Below are 17,567 nucleotides of genomic sequence, written 5' to 3'. Positions count from 1 at the left end.
GTCATTTACGCGCTTGCCTCGCCCACGCCGATCTCCTGGTCGCGCGATTCGAGCGATTGGCCCGCGCGGTCTGGTTCGGATGGCATACGGTGCTTAACGAAAAAGCGTTTGCCGTTTGGATCCCGGATTTCCGCAAGACGCTCGCTGTCACGCTCGCCGCGACCGTTTGCCGGACGTAGCCGTTCCGTTGACCTCAGCCCGTTCGGCAACCGGCAGGGCGAGCGCCGTTTCCCGCAATAGCGCGCGTAACCAGGAGATGGCCGGGTCGCGTTCCTGATATTTATGCCACTGCACCTTCTCCACGAACTTCGGAATCCTGATCGGACATTGCAGGATCCGCAGTGGAAACCGCTGTGCCATCTGAAGGGCTAGCCGCGTGGGCAGCGTGGCGATTCTCGACGTACCGAGGAGCAGTTCCGGGACCAGGGTGAAAGTCGGCGAAATGACATCCTGGCGGCGAACCTGTTTGCCGGTGGAGATCATCTGCGCGTCCAGGGTCACGCGCCTGCCGCCGCCCCATTCGACACCGACATGCGCCAATTCGAAATACTGATCGGTGGTAATCGTATTACCTTTGACCGGGTGGTCTGCGCACACCAGGCATGTAAACGTGTCTTCGAACAATTTCTCGGCAGGGTGTCCCGCAACCGTGTTGAACTCGGGTGCAATCAGCAGCTCCACCTCACCGCCTTCCAGATGCTCCGGCGACTGGGGGCTGAGCGCCCTCAGGTCGAACTGCATCAATGGCGCAAGCCTGGCTGCTCTTCTTACGACTTCGGAAAGAAACACGCTGATCACGTAGTCGGACGACTCTATCGTGAAGCGCCGCGTCGAGGTGGCCGGATCGAACGTCGGTCTGGCGCGTGTGATGGTCTGAATTTGCAGCAGAACGTCTCTGACAGGTTTGACGAGTTCCGTGGCTAGCGGTGTCAGGACCTGCGTCTTACCCACCGGCACCAGCAGCTCATCTTCGAAGTACTCGCGCAGACGGGCGAGGGAGCAGCTCGTGGCGGGCTGGCTGAGAAACAGCCGTTCGGCTGCGCGGCCAACGCTGCGGGTGGACAGGATCGCGTCGAGCACGACCAGTTGGTTGAGATCGAGTTTGTTGAAACGCATCGTCGTATGACATTTACAGAATGGATGCTCTGTATTTAAACAATAAATTTTGTAAATGTCTCGCGAAATCTATACTTGCTGCAAATAGCGGCCCTCTGTGGCTCGCACAAAACCTTCGGAGACAGAGAATATGGAGGACCGCCGTAATCGCCAGTCAATCCTGCGGCAATGGGGGCTGGTTGCCTGCCTGACTGTGGTGAGCATGCTGGCCCAGATCGACAAGAACATTCTCGTGCTGATGGTAGGGCCGATTCAACGGGACTTCGGGGCGAGCGACGTCCAGATCAGCCTTCTGATCGGCGCGGCATTTGCGATTGCCAATATTGCGGTAGGGCTGCCCGCCGGCTGGCTGGCGGACCGGTTCAACCGGCGCGTTGTGATTGCGGTGGGCGTGGCGATCTGGTCGCTTGCCGTGGCTTCCAACGCAGTCGCGTCGGCGTTCGTGGCGCTCCTCGTGGCGCGAATCGTTGTGGGCGGCGCGGAAGCGTTGATCCCACCTTCGTCCTATTCGTTGCTTCGCGACGGGGTCGACGAACAACGCCGGGCGCGTGCATTGTCCGTGTACACGATGTCGCTGATGCTCGGAACCGGGTTGTCGCTCGTACTGGGTGGCCCGTTGCTGGGTGCAATCCAGTCCGCCGGTATCCGCTCGATTCCCTTCATTGGTACGGTCTCGCCGTGGCAGGTCACGTTGTTCCTGATCGGCATGGTCGGGCTGCCCATGAGTCTGCTCATTTTTCTTGCGCAGGAGCCGGGGCGGCAAGAAGAAGCATCCGCGGATGCGAGTCGCAGTCTGGCGGGCGTCGGTCGCTATCTTGTCGCGAATCGGGCGATATTTCTGCCGCTGACCCTGTTCGCCGTCTCCCACGCGATGATTACTTTCGGCCTTGGGAGCTGGATGCCGACCATGACCGCGCGCCGCTTCCATCTCGGTCTGCGGGAAATCGGCCTGATGCAGGGTGGCCTGCTGCTGACGATGGGGCCGCTCGGTCTGTGGTTCGCCGGCATGGCGATGGATCGGAAGGGCGGCAGGAGTCTTGCGGGCGTTGCACTGGTCGGTGTGCTCGTGACGATTGCCGTGACGGCGCTGACCGTCACGATGTGTCTGATTGGATCGGTGAGCGCATTCTGGGTCGTCGACGCCATGGTGGTGCTGTTCTCGTGGACGTTCATGGCAGTCACGTCGACAGTCGTGGCGAAAGTGGCGCCTGCGTCGATAGTGGGCGCAGTCATGGCGATCGTCCTCGTTCTCAACGGGCTGATCGGACAAGGTGGCTCTCCCACGTTGATCGCATTGGTCAGCCAGCATGGTTTCGGAGGAAGCCCCGATGCATTGCCCCGTGCGATGGCGTCGGTATTCGCCGCTGCGGGCGCCACCGCGCTTTGGGCCGCTATCGTTCTCTACCGCACGTTTCTTCGACAGGGCGGCGTAGTGAACCCCGTCGCGTTAGGCGTTCACGTTGGCGACGCGCGATGAAAATAGAACCGTAGGCCGGAAGGCTTGCCGACGATCGCGACCGGCTATCGCGATCGGTGTGATCCCTGTTCGTGCTGCGAATCGCAGTTATAGCGGTCGTATCTGAACAGGGTTTGTGGAGGAGATCAGGAGACGTGGAAATGAAAACAAAATTATTAATTAGTATAACGATTTATGCGGCTATTTCAGGCAGTGCTTATGCCCAGTCGAGCGTAACCCTTTCGGGGCTGCTCGGAACCGGCATTTCGTACAGCAATAACGCGGGGAAGGGCAGCAGTCTGTATCAGATGACCGGCTCCCATGCGGTGCCGTTCTGGGCGATATCGGGCAGAGAAGAACTGGACACGGATACATCCGCGTTCTTTCGGCTTAGTCAGTATGCTTTTATCAACAATGGCACGAGTTCGCCTTTCGAAAGCTACCTTGGTCTGAAATCCAGCAAAGTGGGGACGCTCACGCTGGGGTCCATGTACGACCTTCTTGCCGATCTTGTGCCCTTCACGTCTGAACGCTTCACCTCTTTCCTCGCGACTCATCCTGGCAACCTGGACCGGACCGTCGGTAATTCGCTCAACAACCTGATCAAGTACAAATCGCCTGTCTTCGGCGGCGCGCTTCAGTTTGGCGCCCAGTATGGGTTTGGCGAGCAGGGTTCGGCGACCAACACGGGTCGTACGGTTGGCGCAGAGGCCAGCTTCACGAGCGGCCGGTTCCAGTCGGTGCTGGTGTGGGAATCCGTAGACGGTGTGCCGTATGCGCCATACACGCGGTTAGGGGTGAGCGAGTTGTACGGCATTAATTTCGGCGCCAATCATTCGCGGACCGTTAGCCAGAACCAGAACACGACCACGCTCGGCGTGGCCTACGCCGGCGACACCGTGCGGGTGATGGGTAACTACAGCTATACGCGCCTGACAGCCGCCGGCCAGTCGGAAACGGCGCAGACCATCGACGTGGGCGCCTACAAGTACATCACGACGCAAATGCGCATCGGCGGCGGCTATTCATACACGAAGCTCGATACCTACAAATGGAATCAGCTTCACGCGCACCTCGACTACGCGCTTTCGAAGCGCACGAGCCTCTACCTGCTCAGCGTGTTGCAGATAGCAGGTAGCGGGCAACTGGCGGTGCTTCGGAATCAGGCGCCAGCGTCAACGTCACGACAACTGGAGATGGAAGTTGGGATGACGCATCTTTTTTAAGCAGAGGACGACCGATGGGCGCGTCTGGCGTCGTCGCCACACGAGTCCGGTCGGATCCGGTGTTACAGGATCGCGGTGCAGGATCCGAATCCACAAAGTAGACGGAGAAATACGATGCAGTGGGATGTCATAGTGGTCGGCGGCGGTCCGTCGGGCCTTACTGTCGCGGCGGAACTGGCGGGAGCGGGTGTCAAAACGCTGGTGCTCGAGCGGCGCACGGAAGGTGTCCAGTCACGCGCCGGCACGATCTTGCCACGCGTGCTGGAGTTGTTCGACGCGCGCGGCATTGCGGAAAGATTCATCGAGAAAACGCGCAAGATCGCCGACTACCCGTTCCGTCCATCCCACATCTGGGCAGGTTTCCATCCGATCGAATGGAAATATCTGGAAACGCGTTTCGGTTTCACGTTGGGGCTGCCGCAGAACCTGACCGAGGAAGTGCTGTGGGACTGGGCGGTGGAGTGCGGTGTCCATGTGCGGCGCGGCGCTGAAGCGCGGGACGTCCGCCAGCAGGCCGATAGTGTCGAGGTCGATGTGGCCGATGCCTCCGGTGTCATCTCGACGCTGCGCGCGCAGTACCTGATCGGCGCCGACGGCGGCCGCAGTACGGTCCGATCGAAAGTCGGCCTGCCGTTCGAGGGGCGTTCCGGCACGTTTCGCGGCATTGTGCTCGATGCTGAACTGAAGGCGCCGTGGCCCGGCGGACGGATCAATGTCGACAACGAAATGGGCTGGGTACGCGGCTACACGTTCGGCGAGGGCATTACCCGATTCAATATCGTGCACCGTGACCGCCGTCACGCGCCGAAAGACGAACCCGTCACGCTCGAAGAAGCGTTGCAGTGCATTCGCGATGTGCACGGTACCGATTACGGCATCGAGAAATATCGCTGGGCATCGCGGTTCGACGATCAGATGCGTGCGGTGCCGAGCTTGCGGCAAGGGCGCACCTTCCTGGTTGGTGAGTCCGCGCGTATCCACTACCCGGCAAGCGGCGTAGGCATGAATTTCTGCCTGCAGGACGCTTTCAATCTCGGCTGGAAACTCGCCAACGTCATCAACGGCGTGGCTGATGCGGCCACACTCGACACGTACGACGCGGAACGTCTTCCCGTCATGCATGCGCTGCTCGACAGCGTGAAGGCGCAGTGTGCGTTGCAGTTCAACTTCGAACCGGAGGCGGTGGCCCTCAAGCGCCGCATGCAGGAGCACATCGTGCCGTTGCCGGATGTGCAACGCAAACTGGTGCTGGAACTGTGCGGTCTGGAAGCGCCGTATCCGCGCGACACGGATAGCCATCCGCTAACGGGCCTGCGTTGTCCCGACTTCGATCTCGTGTTGCTTGACGGACGTTCTGTCGCGGTGACGGAAACCCTGCGCAGCCGGCACTTCGTGCTGCTGGATCTCGAGGGATTCAGCAGCCAGTTCGAAGCACTCGATGTGTCCGGCCTGCCGGTCACCGTGTTGCAGGCGCGCGCCGCGCATATTCCCGCCTCGATGGACGGCGTGAAGGCGCTGCTGGTGCGTCCGGATGGATACGTAGCGTGGGCCAGCACCGAAGTGGGGCGTGCTCACGAAGCCGCAGCGCAAATCGGCAAATGGCTGAAACGGTGACATCATGAACGAACAACGAACTCTGCTGACGGGTGGCTGGATCCTGAGCATGGACCCGGTGATCGGTGACCTGCGTAAAGGTGACATCCTCGTCGAGGGGACCGACATCATTGCCGTCGAGTCCCATCTCGACGCTCCCGATGCAGAGCACGTCGACGCGCGCGGCATGATCGTGCTGCCCGGATTTGTCGACACGCATCGGCACACATGGCAAACCTGCGTGCGCCATCGCTATGCGGATATCGATCCGCAGATTTACTTCGCCGAAATGCTGGGCGCGAAAGGTGCCGCATTCCGGCCGGAGGATGTCTACATTGGGACGATGCTCGGCGCCGTTTCCGCGCTGGATGGCGGTATCACCACGATGCTCGACTGGTCGCACGTGCAAAATACACCGGACCATGCGGACGCCGCTGTTCTGGGCTTGCGGGATGCGAACATTCGCGGTGTATTTGCGCACGGTTGGCCGCTGGTGGACGGCGCGTCGTGGATGTTCGACAGCCAGCGCGGCCACCCTGATGACATTCGTCGTTTGCGCGAACGGTTCTTCCCATCCGACGATCAACTTCTCACGCTGGCGATGGCGGCGCGCGGCCCTGAAATGGCGCAGCGCGACGTTTGGCTTGCCGATCTGCAACTTGCCCGCGAACTCGACATCCGGTCGTCCATCCATATGGGCGCGTATGCACGCAACGCGTCCGTGCGGGCCATTGCACAGATGCATGACGCCGGCGTACTGAGCGACGACCTGACGTTCGTGCATTGCTGCTTTTGCGGTGCGGACGAGATCGCGATGATGGCCGACACGGGCGTCAGCGCATCGCTCGGTGTGCACTGCGAACTGAACGCGCAAGGCATCGGCGACATTCCGCTCGATCGACTGCTGGCGGTCGGCATCCGGCCCAGTCTGAGCGGGGATACCGAAACCAAATGCTCAGGCGACATGTTCACGCAGATGCGGCATGCGTTCGCCTATTACCGTTCGTGGATGGGCGGCAACCATTCGAGCGTGGCGAACGCACCGGCCACGCTTTCGATGCGTGACGTGCTCGAATTCGCCACGGTTGCGGGGGCGCGCGCGAACGGTCTCGATCACAAGATCGGTTCACTCACGCCGGGCAAACAGGCCGACATCATCATGATTCGCGGCGACGACCTCAATCTCACACCGGTTTCCGACGCGGTGGGCGCTGTTGTGCTGGCTGCCCACCCGGGCAACGTGGACACGGTTTTTGTCGCAGGACGGCCTGTGAAGCGGCATGGCCACATGCTGGATGTCGACCTCGATGCACTGCGGCAACGGGCGTTTGCGTCCCAGCAATACATTCTCGGCTTGCAATGAGAGACGTCGCCATGCATCTTCCGCTCGATCCTGAACTGGCCGCTGTGGTGTCGGCGATGCGTGCCGCCAATGCGCCGCCGCCATTTTCCGGCACGCCTGAGCAGGCGCGCGAGCGAATGCGGCGCGCCATCATGGCGTCGCGCGAACGTTTTCCGCTGCCCGTCGTCGGTGCGCTCGAAGATGCACTCGCGGAGTTCGACGGCGCCCACGTTCCGGTGCGCATCTATCGGCCTCAAGATGCGCGGCCCGGGTTGGCGACGGTGGTGTTCTTCCACGGTGGCGGATTCGTGCTCGGCAGCGTCGAACTGATGGACGACGTTGCACGCAAGCTATGTCGGGACATGAACGCGGTGGTCGTTTCAGTCGACTACCGGCTGGCCCCGGAACATCCGTTTCCTGCCGCGCACGATGACGCGTTGACGGCCACGCTATGGGCTATCCGTAACGTCGCGGCCCTGGGAGGCGATGTGTCGCGCATTGCGGTGGCGGGGGAGAGCGCCGGCGGCAACCTGGCCGCTTCTACGGCCCTGACGCTGCGCGACCGGGGAGAACGCCTTGCGGCACAACTGCTCGTGGTCCCCGGTGTCGACCTGGCCCGGGACACCGCGCGGATCGAAGCGAAACGAAACGACTTCCCGATGCTGTCGCCATCGGACTTGCGCGATATCTCCCGGCTTTACATGGGGTTGAACAAGGCGCAGGCCGGGACCTTTCCGCCGTCGCCTCTGCACGCGGAGGATTTTATCGGGCTGCCGCCCGCCATGATCGCCGTCGCTGGGCACGATCCGCTTTGCGAGGAAGGGCTTGCGTACGCGGAACGTCTTCGTGCTGCCGGCGTTCCCGTGCAGGTGCACCGGTTCGACGACATGTTCCATCCATTCTTTGCATTCTTCGAAGCATCGGCAGCGGCGCGTCGTGCCAACGATGAGATTTGTCACGCCTTTGCCGCGTGGCTTCGGCAATACGCGTTGCCTGTCACTCAGTGATGGCATACGCGCTTTCATTTCAATGTACTGGAGATCGTTATGCGGTATGTGTCCTTCGTTAAGGATGGGAAATCATTGCTCGGCGTACGAGAGGGCAATGACATTCGTGTGATCGGGGATGAATCACTCGAGTCTCTGCTCACACGAGGTGTCGACCTCGCTACCTATGGGCGCGATCATGCGGGTACGGAAGTAGTGAGCGCAGACGACGTGAGCTTCCTGCCGCCGCTTACCCGTCCGCCGAAGATCGTTTGCATCGGCCTGAACTACGCGGATCACACCAGGGAGAGCAAGTACGAACAGCCGGACTATCCGACGATCTTCTTTCGCGTCCATACGAGTCTGATCGCCCATGAACAGCCGATGATCCGGCCAACCGCGTCCGATTCGCTCGATTTCGAAGGGGAGATCGCCGCCGTACTAGGCAAGGGCGGCCGCTATATCAGCAAGGACGATGCGTTGTCCTGCGTAGCGGGCTACTCGCTCTTCAACGACGGCTCGGTGCGCGAATACCAGTTCAAGTCTCCACAGTGGACAGTGGGCAAGAACTTCGACGGAACGGGTGCTTTTGGTCCAGACCTGGTGACGGCAGACGAATTGCCGGCCGGTGCGAAGGGGCTGTGGCTCGAGACGCGTCTGAACGGCGAAGTCGTGCAGGCGGCGAGCACGGACGACATGGTGTTCGATATTGCCTGCCTGATCAGTATTCTGAGCGAGGCGATTACGCTTGAACCGGGCGACGTGATCGTGACGGGCACGCCGTCAGGCATCGGATGGGCGCGCACACCGAGACTGCTGATGAAACAAGGTGACGTCTGCGAAGTGAGCGTCGAGGGCATTGGCACGCTGCGCAACGTGATTGTCGACGAACAGGCGGCCTGATCGGCCATATCGGCGGACCGGCGGCATTAGTGCCGGTGAGTCGGTCGCGAGGAGATTGTCATGACGGAGTCTGCAGCGGCGCGCTCCCGGGCGGGGGTGCATTCGATCGACCACTTCGCGCTAAATGTGCCTTCGCTCGTTGAAGCGGAGCGATTCTTCCATGCCTTCGGTCTTGACGTCACGACCGTGGGGGCAGGTACGCAAGAACTCGAACTTCGGAGTGCGGACGGGCATCGTTGGGCGCGGATTCTTTCGGCCGACAGGAAGTCGTTAGCCTATTTAAGCTTCAATTGCTATGCGCGGGATTTGCCTGCGCTGCGTAAGCAGGCCGCGGCGGCGGGTGCAATATTCGTCGCTTCGGCAAATGGTAACGAAGCCGCTGGCTTCTGGTTTCACGACCCGGACGGTAACCTGATACAGGTTGCGGTTGGCCCCAAAACGAGTCCGGGCAGCAAGACGATCAGCGTGAACACTGGCGCCATGGCGGATGTGCGAGGGGCTTGCACGCGTGCCGCCGTACAACCTGTCAAGCCGCGCCGGCTTTCTCATGTTCTGCTCTTCACGCCGGACGTGCTGCGAGTGGTCGATTTCTATGAGCAGGCGCTCGGTCTGCGTCTGTCGGATAAATCGCAAGATCTGATTGCTTTCACTCACGCCCCGCACGGTTGCGATCATCATCTGGTGGCGTTCGCCAAAAGCCATGCGCGCGGCTGGCACCATTCGTCGTGGGATGTCGATAACGTCAATGTGGTCGGTGAAGGCGCGGCGCAAATGGCCGCGGCTGGGTTCTCCAAAGGTTGGGGAACGGGGCGGCATGTGCTCGGTTCGAACTACTTCCACTATGTTGAGGATCCGTGGGGATCGTTCTGCGAATACTCGGCGGACATCGATTTTGTGTCGGCCGGATACGAGTGGCCGGCGGGCGATTTTGCTCCTGAAGATTCACTGTACTTGTGGGGGCCGGCCGTGCCGGCTAATTTCGTGCACAACACTGAATAGAACCGTTGTGGTGAGGCGGTTGGTATTTTTGTCCTGATTCAGGGAGTCCCGGTTTCCGCTGAAATCGCCTGCAGGCCGTTGCACGTTCCGGTATCTGATGCGGAGGAAATCTTCGCGCATTGACCGTGCCGGGCATCGTCAAAAATTCGGGTGCGCCATGGCTACCTCCAACTCTATGCCGGTCGCGGGCAATGCATCTTCCAGACACCCGCGAATACTGGCGTTCCGCGCCCCCGTCAACGCATCCGCTCGCGGGATCGATCGCGCCGTCGTCGAACATCCGGTGCACGTCATCCGGCTGTGCCGACGCGGACTTTGGTGTGTCAGGGAAATCACAGTCCGGTTTCGTAAAATGAGGATACCCAATATTTCCTGAGCGGATTGGCGCGAGCGTGCCCCATTTCGCGGGTCAGCGTCACCCGCTCATCGCCCCCAATACGCCCATGATTTCCTCGGCAAGCAGCAAGCTCGCAAGACCGTGTCCGACTTTTTCGCGTCGAACGAGGGAGAGGACATTCCTGCTAAAGACACGGTCACGAATCTGCCGGTAAGTGAGTATCTCCTGGCGGTGCTCTTCCGCGATGTCGAACTTGCTGAGAAATGCAATGCTTTCGCTTGAGGCGGCGAGGCGTTTCATCGTCTCGATCGAGTTAGTCCGAAACGCCGGCTCGACGCTGATTCCCGCTTCCACAAAAGTATCGGCGACGATTCCGTGCATCAGCATGGATTGGTCGGCGAAGATGAGTGGATAAGAGGTACAGTAGGCGAGCGGTATGGACTCCATGCGCGCCAACGCATGGTTGGGCGCAATCACCGCACCGAGGCGCGTATCCATCTCCCAAAGGACTTCGAGTTGTGGCGACGCCGCCAGGTTGAAGCCCAGGCCTACATCCGCTTCGCCGCTGACAAGTGCGTCCAGGATCTCTCGCCCCGACATAGCCCTGATCGAAATCTTGATGTGCGGATGGTGCGCGCAAAAACTTGCTGCCGCCGTCGAGGCGATTCCGCTGGCCAGTCCGGTCACGGTGGCAATGATCACCTCGCCCTTCTGCAGCGTCTTGAGGTCGCGTATCTCGGCTTCGACCTGGCGGTATTCCAGAATGGTTCTGCGCACATGGGCGAGCAGGATTTCACCTGCCGGCGTAGGTCGCAACCCGCGCGGCAGGCGCTCGAACAGCGGTTCGCCGATTTCCTCCTCAAGAAGCAACAGATGCTTGTTGATGGCGGAAGGGGCAATGTGCAGCTTGTCGCCGGCACCGCGAATCGAACCGGAACGCGCAACCTCGTCGAGGTAGCGCAGCAAGCGTGAATGGAGCATGGTCGGCTGCCTCTCTGGTCGGTCGCCTGTCTCTCTTGGGTCGGCATAGCGTACTCGAAAAGTGCACGCTCCGTGCAAAAAACTCTTCTTTTTAGAAACACTCACTTCAGTCTTAATTGCATCAGTCGCGTTGGTTGGCGATTGGATGAGAAAGAGGTCGATCAGCAGGCTGTCGATCAGTCCCTCCATAAATATGTCCGCCTCTACGCTGGCCAATCGGTTCGTTGCGGCGCAGCAAGAAGCGGACTCAACTAATTAATGAAAGTGAGACAACCATGTATCAGGAAGTCAGCGAGAGAAACGTCGCAGCACCGGGGCAGCACGGCAACGTCAGTGCCCACTACGATCAGGTGAAAGCGATTTTCGAAGTACTCAACGGAAGAAAGGAGGCTGATCTTCTTCTAAAGAATCTGAATATCCTCGACGTCCACAGCGAAACTGTCTATCAAGGTTCCATCCTCGTGTACGACAAGCGCATCGTCGCGTTGAATCCGGACGAAACGGCTATCAAGGTGCGTGAGGTTTTTGACGGTGAAGGTCTTTATGCCATTCCCGGGCTGATCGACGCTCACGTCCACTTCGATGCGCAATTGGCCCATCCGGCGGCGTTTGCCGAGGCCATCGTCCCTTGCGGTACGACCACTATTTTCTCGGAGTGCCTCGATTTTGTGAGTGCGGCGGGCGCGGAAGCGGTGGAGGCAACCGGGCAATTGTTCAGGAACCACGAACGTCTACCCTATCGCGTATACGCGTTTGCACCTGGAAAGAAAACTTCCGTGGCGGTCACCGACGCGCTGCTGAAGATGGATCCGGTGATTGGCCTGGGCGAACTCGCGCACCTGACCTACAGCGTAGGCAATGACGACGACTTCCGCAAATCGGCCCTGGGGCGCGCCAAGGGCGGTTTCATGAACACTCATTGGGGCGTGACCACGCTGTCGGACATGATGCTGAACTACATGCCCGCGATCGGCGCCTTTGCCAACCACGATGTCTGGAAGGAAGACGACATCGAGAAAAGCGTCCGCTACGGCCTTCAGACGCAAATCAAATTTGGCGTCGGCAGCAGCGAGGTGATTAAAATCATGCTGCGTGCGATTGTCAAACGTAAGTGGCCCGCCGAGAATTTTCAACTGTGCGCGGACAATATCTCGGTCGACCGCCTGCTGACCAAGGGGCACATGGACTGGATCGTTTCGCTGTGCGCCGAAATGGGCATCGATCCGATCAAGGCGATCAAGATGGCGACGCTCTATACCGCGCGTGCATTCAGGATGGACAACAAATTCGGTTCGCTGACGCCAGGCCGGTTCGCCGATATCGTGCTGACCGACAGCCTGTCGAAGATCAATCCGCGTTTTGTCTTCAAGGATGGCGAACTGGTCGCGAAGGATCGCAAGCTGTTGAAGCACGCCGATATCGACTATTCCGGCATGGTGAAAAAGCCGGTTCCAGGACTCGGCGGTCTGACGCCGGAACAACTGGACCTTGTGCCGCTGGAAATCTCGGCGGACGGCAAGCAGGCCAAGGTGTATCTGTTCGACGTCTACGGCCGGGGCCACGAAAAGTTCTATCAGGAAGTGTGGGTGCCGTTGCGGGACGGCAAAGTCGTCACCGAAGTAGGGGGCGTCAAGCTCAACCGGATTTCGGTCGTACAGCGCTATGCCGACGGTAAGCGCCATGTGGTCAACGGTCTGTTCAAGGGCGTTTATGTCGACCGCGGCGCTGTGGCTACGTTTTGGCCTGCACCCAAAGCCTACTTCGTTGCGGTCGGCCAGGACAGCGCGGAAATGTGCCACTGCCTCCAGCAGGTCGACACCTATGCGGGCGGTTGTGTCGTCACCGACAACAAGGAAGTCAAGGCGGTGCTGCCGCTCGACATCTACGGCGTCCAGGCCAACATGAACCTGTCCGAGTTGCTTAGCGCGACCCGCGCCATCGACGCCGCGTTGGAGGCGATGGGCAATCGCAATGAGGGCGAGCCCGTGGTGAACAAACTTCTGACCTTGTTCATCTCTCTCGACCGGTTCGGTTTCATGGTGTGACGCTAACGCCATAGGAGGAGAAGGCCGGTGGGTGCGCTGGATTCCCCGCCGGCCATGTTGGCCCGATATGGAACCCGGCACGTTCACTCCGGCAATCACGGAAAACGCCTCACCATAGCGCGGTGTCCCATCATCGAGAAAAGCGAACAACACCGCACAAAAGCAGGAAGACAACCAAGGGGCAGTCATGGCGCACCATGCAAGGGAAGCTGAAGTCATCGATACCGGGAGCCTTCAACGGCGCTGGATCACCTACATCATTGGTATTTACATACTGACCATGGGTATCAGTCTGGCCATCAGGGCGGGCATAGGTATTTCGCCGCAAAGCAGTCTGACCCGAACGATGACCCTCGTGTACCCGCGTCTCAGCCAGGGCACGTACAACTTCATGCTTGAGTTGTTCATGCTGTTTCTGACTTACCTGGCCGCGCGGAAAGACTTCGAACTGAAGAATTTCGCTTCGCTGATTCCGGCGTTTGTGCTGGCCACGTGCCTGGATCTGAACCTGATGCTGACCAGGTCGATCGGTTTTCAGGACTATCTTCCGAAGTTCTTCCTGTTGGTTTTCGCGGATGCATTGCTGGCTTTCGGCCTGTTCCTGATGATCAGGGCGAATCTCGTACTCATGCCGATCGACATGTTCGTCAATACGCTTTTCAAGCGCACGGGTTTGAGATGGGGGGACATCAAGACGAGCTTCGACTGCACGCTTCTGATCATTAGTGCATTGATCGGTTTTGCCCTGCTTGGGGGACCCAGGTTTATCCGCGAAGGCACGTTCATGAATGCCATTCTGGTAGGGCAGTACATCAAACTCTATTTCTTCCTGTTCCAGAAAATCAAAACTACGATCGCGTCGTATCACCGAAGATCGTTGGAGCAAGAGTCCTACTCGCGTCAGCGCTTTTGAATCAAGGATATTGCCGGCGCGTGAATCGATGGCGATTGTCCAGATTTGCGTGCCGCGTCACAGTCGGCGCTGCGCACTCGCCAACGCGGGGTTTATCAAATGCGGCGCTCAAGGTAATCGATTGTCTGTGATCGCGTGATCGCCCGCGGGACGCATCCGCCGCGCTGCCGCATTTGATTTGCAGCCTGACCACAGGGCCCGATCCCGGCCTCGGGTACAAGTTGCGCCCCGCAATTACCACTGGCTTCGAGACGTCAATCGCGACGTCGGCATCCACTCGTCATTTAAAAGAACGAAAGAGGAAATACCATGTTTATAGCAAGTGCCTCCACCGCTTTGCTGAACAGAATCTATCGTGCTACTGCGACCATCGCCTTTATGCTGATCGGCGCTCACGCATACGCACAATCGAGCGTGCAGCTATATGGCATCGTCGATACATGGGTCGGAGTTCAGAAGTACCCCGGCAAAGCTGCTAGCTGGCAGGAAGGCGGCGGTGGTTTGTCTACTTCGTTCTGGGGCTTCGGTGGTCGGGAAGACCTGGGTGGCGGCTACAAGACGATCTTTGCTATCGAGGGATTTTTCCGTCCACAGAACGGCGCGTATGGTTCCTTCAACGGCGATCCGTTTTTCTCGCGTAACGCCTATGTTGGCCTCACTACACCGGCTGGCACCGTAACGCTGGGACGCCAGAGCAGCCTGCTGTATTTGCAGGCATGCCAGTTCAATCCGTATTACGCCTCTTTCACGTTCTCGCCGACCATCGTGCAGATGTACGCCGGCCTGGGTACTTATCCGGCGTACAAGACCGATCAGGGGATTGTCGGCGGGACCGCATGGAGCAATGCGGTGCAGTACGCCACTCCCGATCTGCACGGATTCGTTGGCCACGCAATCTACGCGTTCGGCAACAGCAGTTCGGGGAACGGTAGCAAACAGTATTCGTTGCAGGCCTCTTATCGGAATGGTCCCTTTGCCGCCGGTGCCGTCTACCAGTACGCGAACTTTAACTCGACGGCCGGTGATCTGAATTCCCTGATTAAGGGCTTTCACAGTCAGTCAGCGACCCAGCTTGCGGCTTCGTACGAGTTTTCGGTTGCGAAGCTGTACGGCGAGTACACCTATACCGACAACAATGTCATCAACAAGGATTTCCACGTCAACATGTTCGAGGGCGGCGCGACAATCACCGTCGGAGTGGGCAAGATCCTGGCGTCGTATGCGTATTCGCGCGATTCCGGCGGACTCGATCAGACCCGGCAGACTGCATCGCTGGGATACGACTATCCGCTCTCCAAACGTACCGACCTCTACGCCGTATATATGTACGACCATTTTGCCGGTCTGTCGTCTGGCGAGACGGCTGGAGTGGGGATGCGCGCGCGATTTTAGGCATGCAGTAACGCTGTGAGGGCCGGCCGGACCTCTTGGCGATTACGGTGTGAACCACTTAATGCGGTAGCACCTGAGACCTCACGTGAGCCGAGAATGTGCGCGTCGGACCCTTCCATCCCACGGCTACATCAAGAGGCGCCAGGCTGATGGGTGTCGCTAACTCGTACTCGTCAAAGCGACGACAAAGTCAAGAAACACTCTTGCCTTGGCCGGCATATGGTGCCTCGACGGATGGTACGCATAGAGCGGAAACCGCTCGTCCGGCCAGTCGGGGAAGAGGTTGATGAGCTGTCCCTCCCGGATCAGATGCTGGGCTCCGGACAGCAGCATCTGCGCGATGCCGGAGCCGGCCAGACACGCGTTCAGGAGTGCGCTCGGATCGTTTACCGTCAGGCGTCCATTCGTTTCGACAATCAGCTTTTTGCGTTTGCGATGAAACTCCCACGGATATGGCTTGCCGGTTTCCGGATTGCGGAATTCCAGGCACCGGTGCACGCCGTGCCCCAACTCCTGAGGCTCCGTTGGCCGCCCGTGGCGAGCGAGGTACGAGGGCGCTGCGACCGTGACAACCGCTGTGTCGAGGAGCTTTCGCGCGACCAGACTCGACGAACGAGGTTCGCCAAAGCGCAAGGCCAGATCGAAGCCGTCCATGACGAGGTCGCCAAGCTGATCTCTCGCAATGAGCTCGAGCTCCAGTTCTGGATGCAGGTCCATGAATTCGTCGAGCTTTGGACCCAGAATGATGCGCGAAAAAACCGGATCCAGATTGATGCGCAGCTTTCCGCGCACTGTCACGGCGCCGCCTGCCGCGGCTGCGGCTGCTTCTTCCATTCCCCTTAGGTGCGGCATCACCTGCTCATAGAACCGTCGTCCCTCTTCAGTGAGGGAAACGGCGCGGGTCGTCCGGTTGAAGAGCCGGATTTTTAGCCGCTTTTCGAGCCTGGCGATGGCCCGGCTGACCCCGGGCGGCGACATGCCCATCAGGTCGGCGGCGGCCACGAACGTCCCCGCATCGACGACGACCGCAAATACGCCGATACCGCTGGATAAGTTCTCTCTGAACGATCTCATAAGCCCTGCACCCTGCGTAAAAACACACTATGACGCATTGGTAACTCTCAGTCATTTAATAAGTTCCATTCATGTCATTTAGTTTATCCGCGCGCTTACCCACAATGCATCCGGCAGCACACATTCATCTATGCAAGGAGAAACCGCAATGTATGCAATCACAGGGATAACAGGGAAGGTGGGCGGGGCGCTGGCGCGCACGTTGCTCGCCGCGGGTCAGCCGGTACGCGCGGTGGTGCGCGATGCCGCTCGGGCACGTTCGTGGGCCGAGCGCGGGTGTGAAGTGGTCACGGCCGACATGGGCGACGTCGCGTCCCTTACCGCCGCTTTCGACGGCGCGCAAGGCGTCTTCATTCTGCTGCCGCCCGAGTTCGACCCGTCGCCGGGCTTTTCCGAAGCACGTACTGTCATTGACGCGGTACGCGGCGCGCTGCAGGCGGCGGCACCTGGCAAGGTTGTCTGCCTGTCGACGATCGGCGCGCAGGCCACGGAGACTAATCTGCTCACGCAACTCACGCTGATGGAGCAGGCGCTTCGCGAGTTGCCGATGCCTCTAACATTCCTGCGTCCGGGGTGGTTCATGGAAAACGCCGCATGGGACATTGGGCCGGCTCGGGACGAAGGAATTGTCCACAGCTTTCTGCAGCCGCTCGACAAGGCTGTGCCGATGGTCGCGACTGCGGACGTCGGTCGCGTGGCCGCGCAACTGCTTCAGCAAACCTGGCGCGGCGTGCGGGTGGTCGAGCTGGAGGGGCCGCAGCGTGTGAGCCCGAACGATCTGGCGGCGGCATTTGCCCGGGTGCTCGGTCGCCCGGTCCGTGCGCAGAGCGTGCTGCGCGAAACATGGGAGGCGTTGTTCCGGTCCCAGGGGATGAAGGAGCCCTTGCCGCGTATGCGCATGCTCGACGGGTTCAATGAAGGCTGGATCGCCTTCGAAGGCGATCCAGCCGAGATCGTCAAGGGCGAAGTGCGGTTGGAAACCGTTCTGCGAGACCTCGTCTTGCGCGCTATGTCGCTGAGCGATTCCTGAAGCATGCCCAGGCGTGCCGCTTACCCCCCGACGATCGCGCAGAGCTTCTTCATGGCCCTGTCTGGCTGTCTTGCGCTCGCGGGAGTAGACTCGCCTGGGTCGCTCCGTGACACCACGCCGATCGTCGCTTTGCGCCGATGCCTGCGCGTGAATAGAAGGAGTGGGGAAATCAGT

General features: G+C 59.8%; 14 protein-coding genes. 11 read left to right on the top strand and 3 right to left on the bottom strand.

The features are described 5' to 3' along the window. Nucleotides 1-147: 147 nt before the first annotated feature. Nucleotides 148-1,116, bottom strand: a complete 969-nt coding sequence (locus tag AC57B6_RS17160; protein ID WP_278498292.1) for a LysR family transcriptional regulator — start codon at nucleotides 1,114-1,116, stop codon at nucleotides 148-150. A gap of 130 nt (nucleotides 1,117-1,246) precedes the next feature. On the opposite strand from AC57B6_RS17160, the gene AC57B6_RS17155 reads away from it, so the two are divergent. From AC57B6_RS17155 to AC57B6_RS17125, 7 genes are all read left to right on the top strand, one after another. Further along, complete coding sequence (locus tag AC57B6_RS17155) at nucleotides 1,247-2,593, top strand: MFS transporter (protein WP_496421772.1); 1,347 nt, start codon at nucleotides 1,247-1,249, stop codon at nucleotides 2,591-2,593. A 140-nt stretch (nucleotides 2,594-2,733) separates the two neighbouring features. Next, a complete protein-coding gene (locus AC57B6_RS17150; RefSeq protein WP_496421799.1) occupies nucleotides 2,734-3,798 on the top strand; it encodes a porin in 1,065 nt (354 codons plus the stop codon). A 114-nt stretch (nucleotides 3,799-3,912) separates the two neighbouring features. Then, nucleotides 3,913-5,412, top strand: a complete 1,500-nt coding sequence (locus AC57B6_RS17145) for an FAD-dependent monooxygenase (RefSeq protein WP_496421771.1) — start codon at nucleotides 3,913-3,915, stop codon at nucleotides 5,410-5,412. Between the two features lie 4 nt (nucleotides 5,413-5,416). After that, nucleotides 5,417-6,754, top strand: a complete 1,338-nt coding sequence (locus AC57B6_RS17140) for an amidohydrolase family protein (protein WP_496421770.1) — start codon at nucleotides 5,417-5,419, stop codon at nucleotides 6,752-6,754. Between the two features lie 11 nt (nucleotides 6,755-6,765). After that, a complete protein-coding gene (locus AC57B6_RS17135) occupies nucleotides 6,766-7,740 on the top strand; it encodes an alpha/beta hydrolase (RefSeq protein WP_496421769.1) in 975 nt (324 codons plus the stop codon). Nucleotides 7,741-7,779: 39 nt separating this feature from the next. Continuing rightward, nucleotides 7,780-8,622 (top strand): fumarylacetoacetate hydrolase family protein, encoded by an 843-nt coding sequence (locus AC57B6_RS17130; protein WP_496421768.1) that lies wholly within the window; start codon nucleotides 7,780-7,782, stop codon nucleotides 8,620-8,622. Between the two features lie 60 nt (nucleotides 8,623-8,682). Then, on the top strand, nucleotides 8,683-9,621 hold the full coding sequence (locus AC57B6_RS17125) for a VOC family protein (RefSeq protein ID WP_454805865.1): 939 nt from the start codon (nucleotides 8,683-8,685) through the stop codon (nucleotides 9,619-9,621). A 415-nt stretch (nucleotides 9,622-10,036) separates the two neighbouring features. Here the strand turns inward: AC57B6_RS17125 and AC57B6_RS17120 are convergent, their stop codons facing one another. Continuing rightward, a complete protein-coding gene (locus tag AC57B6_RS17120) occupies nucleotides 10,037-11,128 on the bottom strand; it encodes a LysR family transcriptional regulator (protein WP_496421767.1) in 1,092 nt (363 codons plus the stop codon). Between the two features lie 86 nt (nucleotides 11,129-11,214). Here AC57B6_RS17120 and AC57B6_RS17115 point away from each other — a divergent pair, with 86 nt between their 5' ends. The 3 genes from AC57B6_RS17115 (at nucleotide 11,215) to AC57B6_RS17105 (ending at nucleotide 15,289) form a co-directional block, all read left to right on the top strand. Continuing rightward, on the top strand, nucleotides 11,215-12,984 hold the full coding sequence (locus AC57B6_RS17115) for an adenine deaminase C-terminal domain-containing protein (RefSeq protein ID WP_496421766.1): 1,770 nt from the start codon (nucleotides 11,215-11,217) through the stop codon (nucleotides 12,982-12,984). Between the two features lie 187 nt (nucleotides 12,985-13,171). Further along, the gene (locus tag AC57B6_RS17110) at nucleotides 13,172-13,897 is read left to right on the top strand and encodes a YczE/YyaS/YitT family protein (protein ID WP_496421765.1); all 726 of its coding nucleotides are present in this window, start codon (nucleotides 13,172-13,174) and stop codon (nucleotides 13,895-13,897) included. Nucleotides 13,898-14,206: 309 nt separating this feature from the next. After that, nucleotides 14,207-15,289 carry a porin gene (locus tag AC57B6_RS17105; protein ID WP_051743562.1) on the top strand — a complete coding sequence of 361 codons (1,083 nt, stop codon included), beginning with the start codon at nucleotides 14,207-14,209 and terminating at the stop codon, nucleotides 15,287-15,289. Nucleotides 15,290-15,448: 159 nt separating this feature from the next. On the opposite strand, the gene AC57B6_RS17100 is transcribed toward AC57B6_RS17105, so the two are convergent. Further along, the gene (locus AC57B6_RS17100) at nucleotides 15,449-16,363 is read right to left on the bottom strand and encodes a LysR family transcriptional regulator (protein WP_496421764.1); all 915 of its coding nucleotides are present in this window, start codon (nucleotides 16,361-16,363) and stop codon (nucleotides 15,449-15,451) included. Between the two features lie 148 nt (nucleotides 16,364-16,511). Between AC57B6_RS17100 and AC57B6_RS17095 the strand changes: the two genes are divergently transcribed. After that, nucleotides 16,512-17,393, top strand: coding sequence for an NmrA family NAD(P)-binding protein (locus AC57B6_RS17095; protein ID WP_496421763.1), 882 nt, complete (start codon nucleotides 16,512-16,514; stop codon nucleotides 17,391-17,393). Nucleotides 17,394-17,567 lie beyond the last annotated feature (174 nt).

This window comes from Paraburkholderia sp. BGA-UO-ETr-F12, assembly GCF_059567945.1.
The sequence above is the reverse complement of the archived record's forward strand: the minus strand, read 5'-3'. Positions and strand labels throughout refer to the sequence as shown.